Annotated in this window: 17 protein-coding genes; 9 read left to right on the top strand and 8 right to left on the bottom strand. The window is 69.9% G+C overall.

Annotated elements, in window-relative coordinates; translation table 11 throughout:
• Positions 1 to 133 precede the first annotated feature (133 nt).
• Together pcaF and paaI are read right to left on the bottom strand one after the other, a co-directional pair.
• On the bottom strand, positions 134 to 1,333 hold the full coding sequence (gene pcaF / locus HPO96_RS15140) for a 3-oxoadipyl-CoA thiolase (RefSeq protein WP_171674081.1): 1,200 nt from the start codon (positions 1,331 to 1,333) through the stop codon (positions 134 to 136).
• Entirely contained in the window at positions 1,330 to 1,755 is a 426-nt protein-coding gene (paaI, locus tag HPO96_RS15135; RefSeq protein WP_171674080.1) for a hydroxyphenylacetyl-CoA thioesterase PaaI, read from the bottom strand. Before paaI ends, pcaF begins: the two co-directional genes overlap by 4 nt.
• 72 nt (positions 1,756 to 1,827) lie before the next feature.
• Between paaI and paaN the strand changes: the two genes are divergently transcribed.
• Entirely contained in the window at positions 1,828 to 3,495 is a 1,668-nt protein-coding gene (gene paaN / locus HPO96_RS15130) for a phenylacetic acid degradation protein PaaN (RefSeq protein ID WP_171674079.1), read from the top strand.
• A 236-nt stretch (positions 3,496 to 3,731) separates the two neighbouring features.
• Positions 3,732 to 4,250 (top strand): flavin reductase, encoded by a 519-nt coding sequence (locus HPO96_RS15125; protein ID WP_171674078.1) that lies wholly within the window; start codon positions 3,732 to 3,734, stop codon positions 4,248 to 4,250.
• On the opposite strand, the gene HPO96_RS15120 is transcribed toward HPO96_RS15125, so the two are convergent.
• Positions 4,235 to 4,699 carry a MarR family transcriptional regulator gene (locus tag HPO96_RS15120; protein WP_171674077.1) on the bottom strand — a complete coding sequence of 155 codons (465 nt, stop codon included), beginning with the start codon at positions 4,697 to 4,699 and terminating at the stop codon, positions 4,235 to 4,237. The two genes, HPO96_RS15125 and HPO96_RS15120, sit on opposite strands and share 16 nt — an antisense overlap.
• Positions 4,700 to 4,759: 60 nt before the next feature.
• Between HPO96_RS15120 and HPO96_RS15115 the strand changes: the two genes are divergently transcribed.
• The 7 genes from HPO96_RS15115 to HPO96_RS15085 all read left to right on the top strand — a co-directional run bounded on the left by HPO96_RS15115 (position 4,760) and on the right by HPO96_RS15085 (position 13,174).
• Positions 4,760 to 5,200, top strand: coding sequence for a nitroreductase/quinone reductase family protein (locus HPO96_RS15115; RefSeq protein ID WP_171674076.1), 441 nt, complete (start codon positions 4,760 to 4,762; stop codon positions 5,198 to 5,200).
• Positions 5,201 to 5,204: 4 nt separating this feature from the next.
• The gene (locus HPO96_RS15110; protein WP_171674075.1) at positions 5,205 to 6,236 is read left to right on the top strand and encodes a zinc-dependent alcohol dehydrogenase family protein; all 1,032 of its coding nucleotides are present in this window, start codon (positions 5,205 to 5,207) and stop codon (positions 6,234 to 6,236) included.
• Positions 6,237 to 6,441: 205 nt separating this feature from the next.
• On the top strand, positions 6,442 to 7,716 hold the full coding sequence (locus tag HPO96_RS15105; protein ID WP_171674074.1) for an ABC transporter substrate-binding protein: 1,275 nt from the start codon (positions 6,442 to 6,444) through the stop codon (positions 7,714 to 7,716).
• A 40-nt stretch (positions 7,717 to 7,756) separates the two neighbouring features.
• Positions 7,757 to 8,656, top strand: coding sequence for an ABC transporter permease subunit (locus HPO96_RS15100; RefSeq protein ID WP_171674073.1), 900 nt, complete (start codon positions 7,757 to 7,759; stop codon positions 8,654 to 8,656).
• Positions 8,653 to 9,552, top strand: a complete 900-nt coding sequence (locus HPO96_RS15095) for an ABC transporter permease subunit (RefSeq protein WP_171674072.1) — start codon at positions 8,653 to 8,655, stop codon at positions 9,550 to 9,552. The genes HPO96_RS15100 and HPO96_RS15095 overlap by 4 nt, the downstream gene beginning before the upstream one ends.
• 146 nt (positions 9,553 to 9,698) lie before the next feature.
• Entirely contained in the window at positions 9,699 to 11,336 is a 1,638-nt protein-coding gene (locus HPO96_RS15090) for a hypothetical protein (RefSeq protein ID WP_337796642.1), read from the top strand.
• 56 nt (positions 11,337 to 11,392) lie between these two features.
• Positions 11,393 to 13,174 carry an NHL domain-containing thioredoxin family protein gene (locus HPO96_RS15085; RefSeq protein WP_171674071.1) on the top strand — a complete coding sequence of 594 codons (1,782 nt, stop codon included), beginning with the start codon at positions 11,393 to 11,395 and terminating at the stop codon, positions 13,172 to 13,174.
• Here HPO96_RS15085 and HPO96_RS15080 read toward each other — a convergent pair.
• The 5 genes from HPO96_RS15080 to HPO96_RS15060 all read right to left on the bottom strand — a co-directional run bounded on the left by HPO96_RS15080 (position 13,164) and on the right by HPO96_RS15060 (position 17,383).
• Entirely contained in the window at positions 13,164 to 13,412 is a 249-nt protein-coding gene (locus HPO96_RS15080; protein WP_171674070.1) for a DUF6458 family protein, read from the bottom strand. The genes HPO96_RS15085 and HPO96_RS15080 overlap by 11 nt on opposite strands.
• 56 nt (positions 13,413 to 13,468) lie before the next feature.
• Positions 13,469 to 14,236: a DUF4097 family beta strand repeat-containing protein gene (locus HPO96_RS15075; RefSeq protein WP_171674069.1), complete on the bottom strand. Its 768-nt coding sequence runs from the start codon at positions 14,234 to 14,236 to the stop codon at positions 13,469 to 13,471.
• A 92-nt stretch (positions 14,237 to 14,328) separates the two neighbouring features.
• Positions 14,329 to 15,576 (bottom strand): hypothetical protein, encoded by a 1,248-nt coding sequence (locus HPO96_RS15070; RefSeq protein WP_171674068.1) that lies wholly within the window; start codon positions 15,574 to 15,576, stop codon positions 14,329 to 14,331.
• Positions 15,573 to 16,211, bottom strand: coding sequence for a hypothetical protein (locus HPO96_RS15065; protein ID WP_171674067.1), 639 nt, complete (start codon positions 16,209 to 16,211; stop codon positions 15,573 to 15,575). Before HPO96_RS15065 ends, HPO96_RS15070 begins: the two co-directional genes overlap by 4 nt.
• A complete protein-coding gene (locus HPO96_RS15060) occupies positions 16,208 to 17,383 on the bottom strand; it encodes a hypothetical protein (protein WP_171674066.1) in 1,176 nt (391 codons plus the stop codon). The genes HPO96_RS15065 and HPO96_RS15060 overlap by 4 nt, the downstream gene beginning before the upstream one ends.
• Positions 17,384 to 17,487: the final 104 nt, after the last annotated feature.

The following is a 17,487-nucleotide window of genomic DNA, read 5'->3' as shown; positions in this document are numbered from 1 at the left end:
GGGGCACTCGGCACGGCACCTCGCCGCACTGGTGCAAAGGCGACGATGCTCCGCATCGACCCCTCCGCCCCAGCACGGCAAGCTACCGCACCGAGCACCTCCTCGCTACGACGCGGAACCCCCCAGACCCCCTCTAAGGACGGGCGAGCAGGGTCGCGATGCCCTGTCCGACTCCGATGCACATGGTGGCCAGCGCGTGCCCGGCGTCGCGGTGGCGAAGCTCGAGGGCGGCGGTGAGAGCGAGGCGGGCGCCGGACATCCCCAGGGGGTGACCCAGGGCGATGGCACCGCCGTTCGGGTTGACGTGTTCGGCGTCGTCCGGGAGACCGAGCTCGCGGAGGACGGCCAGGGACTGCGCGGCGAACGCCTCGTTCAGCTCGATCACGCCGATCTCGCGGAGGTCGACGCCGGTGCGGTCGAGCAGTTTCCGGGTCGCGGGGGCCGGGCCGATGCCCATCACCCGCGGCGGGACGCCGGCCGTCGCCGTCCCGACGATCCGGGCGAGCGGGGTGAGGCCGAGCCGCTCGACCATCGCGCCGCTCATCACCAGCAGCGCGGCGGCGCCGTCGTTCACGCCGGACGCGTTGCCGGCGGTGACGGTGCCCGGCGTCCGGAACGGCGTCTTCAGCCCGGCGAGCGCCTCCAGCGAGGTCTCCCGTGGGTGCTCGTCGACGTCGACGACCGTGACCGCCCCGCGCTTACCCGGGATCGAGATCGGCACGATTTCCTCGGCGAACCGCCCGTTCGCCTGCGCCTTGGCGGCCCGCTGCTGACTGCGCAACGCGAACAGATCCTGGTCCTCGCGCGAGATCTCGTAGTCGGCGGCAACGTTCTCCGCGGTCTCCGGCATCGAGTCGATCCCGTACTGCGCCTGCAGCACCGGGTTCACGAACCGCCAGCCGATCGTGGTGTCGAACACCTCGGCCTGCCGGGAGAACGCAGTAGTTGCCTTAGGCATCACGAAAGGGGCCCGCGACATCGATTCGACGCCACCGGTGATCAGGATGTCGTTGTCCCCGGCAAGGATCGACCGGGCCGCGTAGGCGAGCGCGTCCAGACCTGAGCCGCAGAGCCGGTTGATCGTCGTCCCCGGGACCTCGACCGGCAGCCCGGCCAGCAGCACCGCCATCCGGGCGACGTCCCGGTTGTCCTCACCCGCCTGGTTCGCGCAGCCGAGGACGACGTCGTCGATCAGCCGCGGGTCGAACGTGTGCCGCGCGAGCAGCGCCGAGATCGCGTGCGCGGCCAGGTCGTCAGGCCGGACCGCGGCGAGCGCGCCGCCGTACCGGCCGATCGGGGTCCGGACGCCGTCGACCAGGAACGCCTCGTTCATACCTTCTCCTCAACGATGGTGCCGGACAACTGGCGGCTGCGGCCGCGGAACTCGGCGATCACGTCGGCGCCGCGGGTGACGGTGACGTCGTAGATCGCGTTCCGGCCGAACGTCGTCCGCTCGGCGGCCGTGGCGACGAGCACGTCACCGCGCCGGGCGGGCGCCACGAAGACGATGTCGCAGGCCTGCGCGACGGTGACCTGGTTGCGGGAGTTGCAGGCGAAGGCGAACGCCGAGTCGGCCAGCGTGAAGACGAACCCGCCGTGCGCGATCCCGTGCCCGTTCACCATGTCCGCGCGGATCGGCATCTCGAGCTGCGCCGTCCCGTCGCCGACCGCGACCAGCCGCATCCCGAGACCGGCGCTGGCGGGATCCTCCGCCCACATCGCCGCGGCCACCCGGGTGGCCAGATCGTCGCCCATGTGCTGCCCCTTCAGGAAGAGTGCTTGTGACACCCTAGCCCCGATTACGCCATCGACTGTAACATCGCAGCCATGACCGATCTGCTGGCCGCTCATCGTGACCGTCTCGACGCCGCTCTGACCGCGATTCGCACCCGCGGCTACCACTCCGCGTTCCCGGAGTCCCCCAGCCCGCGCGTCTACGGCGAGAACGCGGCCGCCGACGGCCAGGCGGCCTTCGAGGCGCACCTCGGCCAGGAGTACGCCGCCGGGACGCCGGGCGCCCGCGGCACGGTCGTCACCGAGGAGTCGCCGTTCGGGATCGAGCTGAACGTCGCCTACCCGCGCACGGTCGAGGACGGCCTCGACGAGCTGCTGACCGCGGCGCGCGCGGGCCTGACCGGTTGGCGGGACGCCGGGATCGACGGCCGGACGGGCGTCGTCCTGGAGATCCTGGACCGGCTGCACAAGCGGGTCTTCGAGCTCGCGAACGCCGTCCAGCACACCAGCGGCCAGGCGTTCGTGATGGCCTTCCAGGCCGGCGGCGCGCACGCGCTGGACCGGGCGCTCGAGGCGGTCGCCTACGCGCACGAGGAGATGAGCCGCTACCCGGCCGAGGCGCTCTGGGAGAAGCCCGCCAAGGGCGAGCCGATCCGGATGCAGAAGACCTTCACCGTCACCGGCCGCGGCGTCGCGCTGGTGATCGGCTGCAACACCTTCCCGACCTGGAACTCCTGGCCCGGCCTGTTCGCCTCGCTGGTGACCGGTAACGCGGTCGTCGTGAAGCCGCACCCGCTGGCCGTGCTGCCGCTCGCGATCACTGTCGACGTCTGCCGCGAGGTGCTCACCGAGGCCGGTTTCGACCCGAACCTGGTCACCCTGGCCGTCGAGCGCGCCGGTGACGGCCTGGCCAAGCCGCTCGCGACCCGCCCCGAGGTGAAGCTGATCGACTTCACCGGCGGCACCGAGTTCGGCGACTGGCTGGAGCAGAACGCGACCCAGGCGACCGTCTTCACCGAGAAGGCCGGCGTGAACGCGGTCATCATCGACTCCACCGACGCGTTCAAGGCGCTCTGCGGGAACCTCGCCTTCACCCTGGCCCTCTACTCCGGCCAGATGTGCACCACCACCCAGAACATCTTCGTCCCGGCCGGCGGGATCGAGACCGACGAGGGCCACAAGACCTTCGAGGAGGTCGGCGCCGGAATCGCCGGCGCGCTCGGCAAACTGCTCGGGGACGACGCCCGCGCGGTCGAGATCCTCGGCGGCATCGTGAACCAGGCCGTGGTGAACCGGCTGGAGCTGGCCGCGCAGTACGGCGAGGTCGTGCTCGAGTCCCGCGCGATCACCCACCCGGCCTTCCCGAACGCCGTCGTCCGGACGCCGTTGCTGGTCGCGATCGACGCCCAGGAGACCGACGTCTACGGCAGCGAGTGCTTCGGCCCGGTGTCGTTCCTGGTGAAGACCGCGGACACCGCCGAGGCGATCGAGATCTTCGGCCGCACTGTTACCGCGGGCGGCGCGATGACCGCCGGGATCTACTCGACCGACGCGAAGGTGCTCGACCAGGCCCGCGAGGCCGCGCTCGACGCCGGCGTCGCCCTGTCCGAGAACCTGACCGGCCCGGTCTTCGTGAACCAGTCGGCCGCGTTCAGCGACTTCCACGGCACCGGCGCGAACCCGGCCGCCAACGCCACCTACACCGACGGCGCGTACGTCGCGAGCCGCTTCCGGGTCATCCAGTCCCGCCGCCACGTCTAGGGCGTGCCGTGCCGAGCACCTCCTCGCTACGGCGCGGAATCATCAGCCACGTCTAGGGCGTGGCTGATGATTCCCCGCCTACTGCGGGGCACTCGGCACGGCACCTCGCCGCACGGGTCCGAAGGTGACGATGCGCCGCATCGACCCCTCCGCCCCCGCACGCCGAGCTACCGCACCGAGCACCTCCTCGCTACGGCGCGGAATCATCAGCCACGCCCGCGGGCTACTGTCGTGGCGTGACGATCCACGGCGACCACCCGTTCCTGCCGCCCGAGTCCGAGCGCAGCCCGGTCCGCCGGCTGCGCGGGCGGCTGCCGTCGCCGGTGGGCCTGTGGACGACGGCGTACGGCGGCAAACGCGCCGGGCTGACCGTGTCGTCGATGCTCGTCGCCGACGGTGAGCCCGGTTTCGTGGTCGGCCTCATCGACCCGGACTCCGACCTCTGGGAAATGTTGCAACAGGCAAGAACCGCCGTCGTCGCCCTACTCGGCCAACCGCACCAACAACTCGCCGACGCCTTCGGCTACGTCGCCCCCGCCCCCGGCGGCCCCTTCCGGATGATCGACTGGACCGACACCGACTGGGGCCCAGCCCCCCTCGGCGTCACCACCTGGGCCGGCTGCACCCTCGTCGACCCCCACCCGCCCGAGGTCGGCTGGGCGCTCCAGGTCCACCTCGAAATCGCCCACGTAGAACTCGCGCCGGACGACGTCCCGCCGATTGTGCATCGCCGCGGCCGCTACACCGTCCTCTGACTCCGGATCCGCTCCGCCTGACGGTCCTGTAGTTCCTCGCCCTGCGTCAGGAAGCGCTGGATCGTCTCCAGCTCCGCGCGGGTGTAGCGCGACAGCAACGCCGTCCCCGCGGGCAGAACCGGCCCGTACACCTGCTCGATCCGCTCCTCGGCCAGCGGGGTCGTGGTGACGACGACTCGGCGCCGGTCAGCGCCGTCCTTGCTGCGGACGGCGTACCCCGCAGCCTCCAGCCGCTCGATCACGGTCGTCGTGGCCGCCGGGCTCAAGCCCGCCTCGGTCGCGAGCCGGCCCGCGGTCATCCCGCCGCTGATGGCCAGCAGGCCGATGCAGGCCAGGTCGGTGCGGTTGATCCCGAGCGCGGCCGCAGCCGCCGCGTCCACCCGCTCGGTCGCGTTCTGGAACCGCACCACCGCGGAGGTGATCTCGGCGATCAGGGTTTGTTTCGACACTCGAAACAATCTATCATCCGGAAATCCTTTCGATCGTCGAAATAATCTGGAGGTATCGCCATGCCGACCACCGCGACGTTGCCTGGCTGGCTGAAGCCGGCGAACCGGCTGGTCAAGCTGCTGGCCCGGCTGGGGTTCCAGCTCGGCACGATTCAGGTGTTGAGCGTGCCGGGGCGAGTCAGCGGCCGGCTCCGGGCCACGCCGGTCTCACCGCTCGTCGTGGACGGACGCCGGTACCTCGTCAGCCCGATGCCGGCGTCGGACTGGGTTCGCAACGCCCAGGCAGCCGGGTGGGGCATGCTGGCGGCCGGTCGCCGGAGCCGGCGGGTCCGACTGGAGCCGGTGACCGATCCGGCGCTCCGGGAGGCGGTCTTGCGCGCGTTTCCGGTCGAGGTGCCGAACGGCGTGCCCTTCTTCGTGCGGGTCGGCGCGGTGACGAGCGCGGATCCGGACGAGTTCGCCGCAGCTGCTCCGGGGTGCGTGGTGTTTCTCGTACTGTGAAGTCATGCGAGCCACCACGATTCATGCGCCGTACGAAGTTCAGCTCAGCGAGGTGCCGGACCCGAAGTTGGATGGGGTGACGGATGCGCTGGTCCGGGTTGTCGCCTCGTGTATTTGTGGGTCGGATCTGTGGCCCTATCGGGGTGAGAGCAAGATCAAACCGGGCAGCCGGATCGGGCACGAGTTCGTCGGGATCGTCGAGGAGGTCGGCGCCGACGTCCGGACGGTGAAACCCGGCGACTTCGTGATCGCGCCGTTCGTGGTCAGCGACGGCACCTGCCCGCACTGCCGGGCTGGTTACCAGACTGCCTGTCAGAACCTGGTCGGTTACGGGAGCTCGCGGGCCGATGGCGGCCAGGGGGAGTACGTCAAACTTCCGTACGCCGACGGCACGCTGGTCGCGACGCCGGAGCAGCCCGACGAGGCGTTGATCCCCTCGCTGTTGACGCTGTCCGACGTGATGGGCACGGGGTGGCACGCGGCGCGGGCCGCGCGGGTGAACGCCGGTGACACGGTGGTCGTGGTCGGTGATGGGGCCGTGGGGCTGTCCGGCGTCCTGGCGGCGGCGCGGATGGGGGCCGAGCGCGTGGTGGCGATGTCGCGACACGAGCCGCGGCAGCAGCTGGCGGTCGAGTTCGGCGCCACCGACATCATTTCCGAGCGTGGCGAGGCCGCGCGGGACGCCGTCCTCGAGCTGACCGGCGGGGTCGGCGCGGACGCGGTGCTCGAGTGCGTCGGGACGGGCCAGTCGATGGAGACGGCGTTCGACGTCGCCCGGGCCGGGGCCACGGTCGGGTTCGTCGGCGTACCGCACGGAGTCGAGGTGCCGATCCGGAAGATGTTCCAGCGCAATGTCGGCCTGGCCGGTGGGATGGCGCCGGTTCGGGCGTACCTGCCGGAGCTGATGACGGCCGTGCTCGCGGGCGAGATCAACCCGGGCAAGGTGTTCGATCTGGAGCTGCCGCTGGCCGAGGTCGCGGACGGATACCGGGCCATGCACGAGCGCCGGGCGATCAAGGTTCTGCTCCGTCCGTAACTCTCAGTCAGCAATCAGTAACAAACAAAACCGATCGTAACCGCTCAGATGATCTCGCTCTCACAGCTCCCGCGCGGTGCGGTGACGGTTGCGCAACGCGCTTGCGCACAGCGTTGACACTTCCCCGCCCGGTGCCCAGAGTGGGGCGGTGTCAAGGGGGCATCGTTGTCACGGCGGCGCCACACGGCTGATCGGAGAGTGCAAAATGCGTGCTGGTCTGACCAAGACCTTCGCGGTGCTCGGCGCGGCGGGTCTACTCGCGGTGAGCGCCTGCGGGAACAGCGACGACGGCGGCAGCGGAGACACTGCCACCAAGGACGTCACCGTCTTCACCTGGTGGGCCGACGGCGGCGAGAAGGCCGGTCTGGACGGCCTCGTCTCGGTGTTCAAGACCGACTGCAAGGACTACAACTTCGTCAACTCGGCGGTCGCCGGCGGCGCGGGGTCGAACGCCAAGCAGGTGCTGGCCAACGACCTGCAGGCCGGTAAGCCGCCGTCCACCTTCCAGGCGCACGCGGGCGCGGAGCTGAAGGACTACATCAACGCCGGTCAGGTCGACGACGTGAGCGGTCTGTACAAGGACTTCGGGCTGGACAAGGCCTTCCCGCAGAACCTGATCGACCAGCTGACGGTGGACGGCAAGATCTACTCGATCCCGGCCAACGTGCACCGGGCGAACGTCGTCTGGGCCAGCCCGGCCGTGCTGCAGAAGGCGAAGATCGACGCGACCAAGGCGCCGGCCAACGTCGACGCGTGGATCGCCGACCTGCAGAAGCTGCAGGCCGCCGGCGTCAAGGCGCCGCTGGCCATCTCCAAGGGCTTCGCCCAGGAGATGCTGGTCGAGGCCGTGCTGCTCGGCGAGCTGGGCACCGACACCTTCAACGGGTTGTGGGACGGTAAGACCGACTGGGCCGGCGCGAACGTGACGGCCGCGCTGAACAAGTACAAGACGCTGCTCAGCTTCACCAACGCCGACCGCGAGACGATCGACTGGCCGGACGCGCTGGGCTACGTGAACAAGGGCCAGGCCGGCTACACGCTGATGGGCGACTGGGTCGCCGCGCAGCAGTTGGCCGACAAGGTGCCGGACTCGGCGTACACCTACTGGCCGTCGCCGGGCACCGCGGGCACCTTCCAGTTCCTCGCCGACTCGTTCACGCTGCCGACCAACGGGCAGAACCCCGAGGGCACGAAGTGCTGGCTGAAGACCGTCGGCTCGGCCGAGGGCCAAAAGGCGTTCAACACCAAGAAGGGCTCGATCCCGGCGCGTTCGGACGCGAACCCGGCCGACTACCCGAAGTACCAGCAGGTCGCGATGGCCGACTGGAAGAGCAACAAGATCGCGGGCTCCTGCGCCCACGGCTCGAGCTGCTCGGCGGGCCAGAACAACGACATCCTGTCCGCGCTGAGCCAGTTCAGCGGCGCCCAGGACGTCGCGAAACTGCAGACCGCCCTCGGCGCCGCGCTGAAGACGAGCTGATGCGCGGGTTGCGGACCGCTGCCGAGACGGAGGCCTGAGCGTGCACGGGAGAATCCGGACCTGGGGCCCCGGAGCCCTGGTGCTGCTGCCGACCGTGCTCCTGCTCGGGTACTTCGTCTACGGGCTGATCGCGTGGTCCTTCAACACCTCGCTGACCGACCGGCACACGGCCCGCAAGGGCCCGGCCGATTACGTCGGCTTCGAGAACTACGTGAATCTGTTCGGTGAGGAGCGGTTCCTCAACTCGCTGAAGAACCTCGGCGTGCTCACGGTGGCGTTCATCGTGGGCACGCTGATCTTCGGCGTCCTCTGGGCGCTGCTGCTGGAGAAGGGCGTGCCGGGCGAGAGCATCTTCCGGTCGGTCTTCCTGTTCCCGATGGCGATCTCGATGATCGCCTCCGGCGTCGTCTGGGCCTGGTTGCTGAACCCGTCGCAGGGTGAGGACGCGCGCGGCCTGAACCGGCTGTTCGAGACGCTGCATCTCGGGTTCCTGGAGAACCCGTGGTGGACGGCGGGCAACCGCTGGACGACGATGGCGTCGATCGCGCTCCCGGCGGTCTGGCAGCTGTCGGGGTACATCATGGCGCTGTTCCTGGCCGGTTTCCGGGGGATCCCCGGTGAGCTGCGCGAGGCCGCCCGGGTGGACGGCGCCTCGGAGTTCAAGCTCTACCGGCACGTGCTGTTCCCGCAGCTCTCGCCGATCGCGCTCTCGGCGCTGATCATCCTCGGGCACATGTCGCTGAAACTGTTCGACCTGATCTACGCGATCACCGGGCCGAACCAGTTCCGCACCGAGGTGCCCGCGGTCTACATGTGGAACACGTTGTTACGCAGTGACCAGGCCAAGGCGGCCGCCATCGCGATCGTCATGCTGGCCGTCGTCGCCGTCCTGGTCATTCCGTATGTCGCGTACACCGTCCGGCAGGAGGCCGAAGAGTGAGCGCCGCTGATGCGACCGGGTCGGCCGCGGCCGCGATCCGCCGTACGCCGAAGAGCCGCGGCCTGATCGGCGACGGATCGACGCGGACGAGCCGGACCGTTCGCTACGTCTTCCTGTTGTTGTTCCTGCTGTTCGTGCTGACGCCGGTGTACGTCGTCGTCATCACCAGCTTCAAGACCTCGGCCGACACCACCGCCGCCGCGCAGTGGTCGTTACCGGAGACCTGGACGCTGGAGCCATGGCGGAAGGCCTGGGAGGTCCTCCAGCCGTACATGATCCGGTCGCTGTCGCTGGCGATCCCGGCCGCGATCATCTCGTCGCTGATCGGCTCGGCCAACGGGTTCGTGCTGGCCCGCTGGCGGTTCCCCGGGGCGAACCTGGTCTTCGCTTTCATCCTGTTCGGGATGTTCATCCCCTACCAGGCGGTGATGTTGCCGTTGCGGACGACGTTCACCGAGCTGGACGTCACCCGGGGCGTGCCGACGCTGCTGATCGCACACGTCATCTACGGCATCCCGATCTGCACGCTGATCTTCCGCAACTACTACGCGACCGTCGTCCCGACCGAGATCATCGAGTCGGCGCGGGTGGATGGCGCCGGGCTGGTCCAGACCTACGCCCGGATCATCCTGCCGATCTCGATCTCCGGTTTCGTGGTGACGCTGATCTGGCAGTTCACCTCGGTCTGGAACGACTTCCTGTTCGCGTTGTTCCTCACCCAGCAGAACAACGGCCCGGTGACGCTCGGGCTGGCGGCGCTGTCGGGCGGGCAGAAGGTCGACTACGCGGCCAGCATGGCCGGGGCGCTGATCACGTCGTTCCCGACGCTGCTGGTCTACATCGTGCTCGGGCGCTGGTTCATCGGCGGTCTGATGGCCGGAGCCCTCAAGGGCTGAATTGTTTCGTGGTGACGGCCCGTACACATTCCGAGCGTGAATTTGTACGGGCCGTCGCCATGTGATCACGGCGTGTCCATAAAGTTGTCCACAGGACGCGCGCAGGGGCCTGCGGCGCCCTGGGACTGGACGGTAATCTCACGGACGTGACCAAGTCACCCCGAGGACGAGACGGACGACGCAGCCACCTGCGGCTCGTCGATTCGAGCCCGGACCAAGCCCACGGCCCGGCCGCGGGTGTCGATGTCGACACCACGCCGAGTGTCGCCGTGCTCGAAACCTTGCTGGAGACGCTGACCCTCGACCTGGCCGCCGCGCCGCGCAGCCTGCACCCGGTGATTGCGGAGGCGTCGGTCGCCCGTTCCGCCGCGATGCTCGCCGACCAGCTCTGGCCGGCCGGTCGCCCCGACGAGATCGGTGAGGTCGAGCGCTTCTTCTGGGCGGACGCCGCGCGCGTGCTCGGCGAACGCCGGGACCAGGAGTCCTTCCTGCTGCTGACGTCGCTCGCGCGGACGGTCGGCCCGGCCGGCCGGCTGCCGTTGCAGCGCGCCCACCTGTCCCGCCTGCGCACGGAAGGCGAGGTTCCCGACTGGGTGACCAGGATCGCCGGTTTCCGGTTGACCAGCGCGATCGTCTCCGAGGACATCACCGGTGACGGGTTGAGCGTCGTCCTGGATTACGACGACGAACAGCATCCGCACACCGTGGTCGTGTTCATCGACAACAACATCGGCGCGATCGTGAAGGACGTGTTCGTCGGCCCGCCGGTCGACCGCGTACTCGACGCGTACCAGCGCGGCGGCCGGGTGACGATCCGCACCGTCCGCCCGGCGACGGCGGCCGGCATCATCCTGCAGGCGCTCGGCGAGACCAACGACTACGACGAACCGCCCGTCAGCGAGGACTTCGAGTTCTTCTCGGCCCTGCTGGTGAATCGGCTCACCCAGTTGCCCGAGCGCCCGGTGCGCCCGCCGATCCGGCCGTTGCTCTCACCCCGGCAACGCGACCAGCTGGTCGACGAGTTCCTCGAGTCCACGTTCGCCGCCGGCCTGTCCGCGGATGCCGCCGATATCGTCCGGCTTTGGGTCGACCACGCGGTCGACCACACCGTCGGCGGCCCGCTGCGGGTCAGCGCCGTCCTCGCCGAGCTCTTCCTGGCACACTGGCTACCGCGCAAGATCCTTGCCGACAGCACCTACTTCGACGCCGTCCCGTCCGTCGTCAAGGCCTGGCTGGCGTACGCCGGCGATCGCACCCAGCTCGCCCTCGACGTCATCGACGAGGCCGTCGACGCGGTCGACATCTGGGCCCCGGCCCTGGACGCCGCCGCGATCATCGACCCGGCCGGCGACGGCAAACCCGGTGAGCGAGTCTTCCTCGACGACACCACCAGCGACCTCGAAGACGCCTACCGCGCGCTCTCCGGTCTCGGCTCCCCGCCCCGCCCCGATCTCCAGGGCCTCGACAAGTCCCAGGCCGCCACCCTCTCCGTCCTGGCCCCGCACGCCTGGCTGATGGCCGGCGAAACCCTCGGCACCGCCTACGCCCCGGACGCCTTCGACATCGCCGAACGACTCGTCCGCGACGCCCCCGACCTCCTGGCCAAAGCCCGCCTCTCCACCTGGCCCCGAGCCATCGTCTGGCTGCTCGCCCACCGCCACCGCCTGGTCGGCCCCGGCGAACCCCTCACCCCCTACGCCCTCGCCACCGACCTGGCATCCTCCCCCGCCACCCTCCGCAAAACCGCCAAACTCCTCACCGACACCCTCATCCTCCCCCGCTAGTTCCCACATCCCGGTCCGTCGGTCGACGGCTTGGCGGGTGGGCGCAGAATGGCGGTATGTATTTGCGTGCGCCGGAGCTCAAGGGTCGTGGGTGGTTGAACACCGGAGGGCGGGAGTTGGCGCTGGCCGACTTCCGGGGGCGGTTTCTGCTGCTCGATTTCTGGACGTTCTGCTGTATCAACTGCCTGCATGTGCTGGACGAGTTGCGCCCGCTGGAAGACAAGTACGGCGATGCGTTGGTGATTGTGGGGGTGCATTCGCCGAAGTTTGCGCACGAGGGGGAGGAGGCGGCGGTTCGGGCTGCCGTCGAGCGGTATGAGGTGGGGCATCCGGTGTTGGACGATCCGGAGCTGGTGACGTGGCAGAACTACACGGCGCGGGCGTGGCCGACGTTGGTACTGGTGGATCCCAACGGGTACATCGTCGCGCAGTACTCGGGTGAGGGGCACGCGCATGCGCTGGATGCGTTGCTGGGTGAGCTGATCGCCGAGCACGAGACCAAGGGGACGTTGACCCGCGGGCGGTCGCCGTACGTCGCTCCGGAGCCGGAGTGGTCGGAGTTGCGGTTCCCGGCCAAGCTGGTTGTGCTGGGCAACGGAAATCTGCTGGTCGCGGACGCCGGGAATCACAGTCTGGCCGAGTTGGGGCCGGATGCGGAGACGCTGGTCCGGCGGATCGGGAGCGGGCAGCGCGGGTTCGCGGACGGAGCGACGCCGAGCTTCTCGGAGCCGAACGGGCTGACGGTGCTGCCGAGTGAGATCGCGGCGCAGGTCGGGTACGACGTGGTCGTCGCCGATACGGTCAACCACGCGTTGCGTGGGGTGTCGCTGGAGTCGGGCGTCGTGACGACGCTGGTCGGCACGGGCAAGCAGTGGATGGACGGCGACAGCACCGACGTCCTCAGCTCGCCCTGGGATGTCGCCTGGTGGCAGGGCAAGGTGTGGATCGCGATGGCCGGCGTCCATCAGTTGTGGACGTTCGATCCGATCAGCAAGGTCACCGAGGTTGCCGCCGGGACGACGAATGAGGGCCTGAAGGACGGCGACCCGCGGGAGGCGTGGTTCGCGCAGACGAGTGGGCTCGCGGCGGACGGCGATCGCCTGTGGCTGGCGGACTCCGAGATCTCGGCGCTGCGCTGGGTCGACACCGACGTCCACACCGCCGTCGGGACCGGCCTGTTCGACTTCGGCCTGCGGGACGGCAAGGCGAGTGAGGCGTTGCTGCAGCATCCGCTCGGCGTCACCGTGCTCCCGGACGGCTCGATTGCGATCGCGGACACCTACAACGGCGCCGTCCGCCGGTACGACCCACGCACCGAGACCGTCGACACGATGGCCACCGACCTGGCCGAGCCCAGCGGGGCCGTTGTCGTCGGCAACGAGCTGCTCGTGGTCGAGTCGGCCGCGCACCGGATCACCCGGATCCCGCTCGGCGCGTCGGCGACGGCGTCCGAGTTCAGCACCCGGACACAGCGTCCGCCGATGGAGATCGCCGGCGGCGAGGTCACGCTCGAGGTCGTTTTCGCCTCGCCGCCCGGGCAGAAACTCGACGACCGCTACGGTCCGTCGACGCGGCTGCTGGTGTCGTCGACGCCGGAGGGGCTGCTGAAGGAGGGCTCGGGCGACTCGACCGAGCTGGTCCGCCGGTTGGTGATCGACGAGCGCGTGGGCGACGGCGTCCTGCACGTCGCGGTTCAGGCAGCGTCCTGTGACGACTCGGACGCCGTGGAGTTCCCTGCCTGCCACATGCACCGGCAGGACTGGGGCGTGCCCGTCCGCGTCACCGCGGACGGGCCGGCCCGGCTCGAATTGGTGCTGTCCGGAGCGGCTACTCCCTGACATCCCGGTGGTGTTCCTCGACCACCCGGTACTCCTCCTCGATCGCCGGGTCGATCGCGTCGGTCTCGACGCGGCGCCGCCGGTTGGTGATGTAGAAGGAGAGGACGATCCCGGCCAGACCTGCCAACATCAGGATGTAGCCGACCACGGTCAGGTTGACCGCGTCCCAGCTGTCCCGGACGGCGAACGCGAAGATCGCGCCGACCACCATCAAGAAGATCCCAACACCGATACTCATCTCAGGGCCTCCCAGCCGATCGCTCTGACTGGCCCCAAGTACCCGTTGCCAAACGGTCAGTTGCGCTGCAGTTCGATATCGCCGCTGACCGTTTCGACGCTCAGCGAGCGGGCGCCGGAGCTGTCGTTGCCGAAGCCGTTCTCGATGTCGCCGCTACGGGTCCTGGTGTCGACGCGGTAGCCGTCGCCAGGGGCGCTGATCTCGATGTCGCCGCTGGTGCCTTTGGCGCGGATGTCGTTCGCCTCGCTCAGCTGCAGCTCCATGTCACCCGAGGTGGTCTCGACCGCGACGGCCCCGCCGCGCAGCCCGGCGGCCTCGATGTCACCCGAGTTCGCCTTCACGTTCAGCCGGCCGGTCAGGTTGTGGACCGAGACGTCGCCGGAGGTCAGGTCGAGGTCGACGTCCCCGCTCACGTTCGACACCTCGATGTCGCCGGAGCGCGCGTCGGCGTCCACCCCGGCCACGCCGACGAGCTTCAGGTCGCCGCTACCGCTCTTACCGATCACCTTGGTGCCCTTGGGCACGGTCACCTCGAAATCGGCATCGCAGTTCCAGCCGCAGTCGCCGTCCAGCTTCAGCGTGCCGCCGTCGACGGAGTACGCGTCGTCGCGATCGAAGAACCAGAAGCGCCGTTTCTCCCGGACGACGGTCTGCTCGTCGTCCGACACCCGGATGCTGATGTCAGCCCGATCCGCCGCCAGTTGCACCGTATCGATCTTCGCGTCCACCCGGTGCTCGGCGTCCTTGCCCCGATCACCGAACTGCCACAACCCGAATCCGGCCGCGATCACCAGCACCGCCACCCCGAGCTTCTTGCTCTCCATCGTCCGCCTCCACCGTTGGTCTGCAACGACCGTACGGCGGCCGTGTGCTTCCGAGGATCCGGCGAACCCCCGGGAACACCCCTGACAGAGCCCTAGTCGCGGTGGTCGCCGCGGGCGACGGCGGCGGGGAGGTCGTCGCCGATGGCGCCGTAGAAGGTGCGGGCCCAGAGGTCGGTGCCGTGCCAGTAGGGGCCGTCTGCGCCGGGGAGGGAGGCGGGGGCTTTGCCGCGTTTGAGGGCTTGGCGGCATTGGGTGCAGAGCGGCAGGGCGACCGTGGTGTCGCCGGACTTGACCTGGGTGGGGGTGGTGGCGGCTCGGCCGTGGAGGGGGTTGAAGGCGCAGAGGCCAGGTACGTCGGGGATCGGGCGATCGGCGGCGACGGCGACGGCCGCGTCGTAGGAGCGGTGGGCCTGGTCGAGGAGGACCTTCGCACCGACCACGTCGAGCAGATCCTCCGAGGCGTCCAGGACCTTGGCGGCCGCGTGGTGCGCGTCGAGGGCGGACTGTTGGTGCCGGAGGGCCAGACCGCGGGCGTCGGGCAGGGCCGCGAGCTCGGAGCCGAGGGCCGTGAGCTCGCGGTTGACCTCACGGGTCAGCTGCCGGCGCTGCTCGGCCGCGACGGTGGCGGCGACATGCGGCGGGATGGCGAAGGGCTTCCCTCCCCGTGAATGCGGGGCATGCCCCGATTTCGGGCCATGCCCCGACCGGATCCGCCCGATCAACAGGCCAAGGCCCACCAGAACGGCGAGACCGAGGACGACGTACCCGACGACCTTGCCGGCCGACGAGCCGTCGTCGCCCGACCGGTCGGGCGCGCTGCGGCTCGGGCGGGTCGACTTGGTCGGGACGGGCAGCGACGGGTCGGCGAGCACCTGGTACATCCGGGCGAGCACCTGAGTCGGCCCGGCGTCGTAGTCCGTGTCGTCGAGCGCCCGCTGCCGGGCCGCACGGAGCTTGTCCTCGCTGACGTCCGGCAGCTCATGAGCCTCGTACCACGGGAAGCGGGAGCCGCCGTTCACGACGACGTACAGACCCGGTTTGCGCAGCGCGTCGATGATCAGGGTGAGCGCGGTGCTCTCCTTGCCCTGGAACGCGTCCCCCGCCGTCAGCGGCAGCACGACCGAGTAGACCGGGAAGCCGAGCGCCTCCGCCTTCGCGCGGACGTCGGCGCGCTGGCTCTCCGGCAACGCCGGGCCGTACGCCGGATCGACGTACAGCCGGTCCTTCTGCAGCGCGGTCGCGATCTCCTGCGCCCGCTCGGCCGGCGTCTGCGCCCACGCCGGGACGACGGACGTCGCCAGCAGCATCGTCACCGCGCCCAGCATCGACAGCACCCTCATGACTTGCCTCCCCGTCCGGTGAGAGCGGCCACCGCCACCACCACGCCAGCCAGCAGCGCGCCGCCCAGCAACCCCAAGACGCCGCCGCCGACGCCGTTCCCGATCGCCTTGCCGATGGTGAACCGCTCCGGCTCGGGCTCCGGCCGCGGCTCCCGCTTGTACGGCGTCGTCCGCGCCGGCTCGGCGTCGTACCGGTCGCCGACGCGCACGTCGGCCAGATACTCGCTCAGCTGTGCGCTCAGCGCCTGGTCCGAATCGCGGGCCCAAGCTCGCCCGGGGGCGTACGCCGCCAGCTCGTGCTCGACGCCGCTCGTTATGTTGCGGTCCATCACGACGTACAGGCCCGGTTTGGCGTTCGCGTGGGCGAGCCACCCGGCCAACAGTGCCGCATCGCCCTTCTCGGCGAACCACTCACCGGTCGGCGCGACCGCGACGTACACCGGCACCTTCGCACCCCGAATGACCTCCAGCATCGGCTGGACGTCGGCCACCGCAGCGAACTCCGGATCGACGTACAGCGGCTCGGTCTTCCAGGCCTGCACAGCTGCGGTGACTCGCGGATCCGCTGGTGCGGCGGCGGCCGGCAGCGCCGTCACGGCAATGGTTGCCAGTAGCAACATCAAGAGGCGCTTCACCGGGCATCGTCCAATCGTCCGGTGATGCGCTCCGGCAGGTCGTCGGTGAGCGCGCCGAAACCGGTCGCGACCAGCGGGCTGTCCGCCGGGTCGAGCGTCCAGTACGGCACGGATTTCACATGCAGGCCGCGTGGGGCCTGACCCTTCGCCATCCGGGTCGCGCAGAGCTTGCACGCGGGCACCTCCACGCCGTCCCAGTCGACGTGCGTGGTGCCGAAGTTGTGCGTTGGGTCGAAGAAGCACGGCGGCGGCACCTTCGCGCCGTTGGCGGCCCGCTGCGCCTGCCGACTGAGTAGCAGGGCGCCGGCGACCGCTAGCAACCCGTCCGGGTCGTCCGCGCGCAGGGCGCGGGCGGCGGCGAGCCGGCGGTTCGCGTCATCGCGCTGGTCGAGCTGCTCCAGCGTGAGCCGGGGCTTGGCCTCCAGTCGGGAGATGGCGTGCGCGGCCTTCCTGATCCCCAGATCGGCCTGCCGCCGGATCTCGGTGACGTAGCTGTTCGGCTCGGCGCCGACGCGTCGTGGCCGGCGCTTGCGGCGGAAGGCGAGGAAGAGCGTCAGCACGAACCCGATGAACCCGCCGGCGCCGAGCCCGATGAACGCTGCCCGGTCTTCCTGATCGGTCACCGAGCTGCCGCGGTTCGGCCGCTCCGGCTCGCGGTCCTCGGCGGCGATCGGGGGCAGTGGGCGGCCGTCGTACGCCGTCTGCGCCTGCTGGATGGTCCGGACGACCTGCGGCGCGGGCCGGTCGTTCACCAGGTCGAGGCGTTGCTTGTCGGCCGAGATCACGCTGATCAGCGACTTGCCCTTGAGCCCGCCCGGCCGGTAGAGCTCCTCGATCCCGTTCCAGTAGTCGCCGCTGACGACCTGCACGACGTACAGCCCCGGCTGGCCCGTTCGGGCCTGGAGCAGCGTGGGCAGGTCGTACTGGATCTTGCGCAGGTACGGCGTCTGCGGCACGAGCGCGATGTAGACGGGGAAGCCGGCCGTCTTGGCGGCCGCGCGGATCCGGTCCAGCTCGGAATCGGGGACGGTCAGTCGATCGTCGACGTACAGGCGGTCGGTTCGCCAGGCCGCCGCGATCCGGTCGGGGACCTCGGGCGCCGCCGCGTGCGCGGGAACGACCGGGAGGAACGCCAGTACGGCGAACAGGGCGGCGGCGAGGCGGGCGGGCATCGCCGACACCTTACGTGGCGTCGGTCCGGACATGTTCACACGGACGCGGCCCGGGGGGATCCGGTTCCGGATGTGGCGCGACCCTGGCGAGGACAGGGGAAGCC

Origin of the sequence: Kribbella sandramycini, from assembly GCF_013131805.1 — a bacterium.
Lineage (GTDB): Bacteria > Actinomycetota > Actinomycetes > Propionibacteriales > Kribbellaceae > Kribbella > Kribbella sandramycini.
Note: the sequence above shows the minus strand (reverse complement) of the source record. Positions and strands in the feature narration are given on the sequence as shown.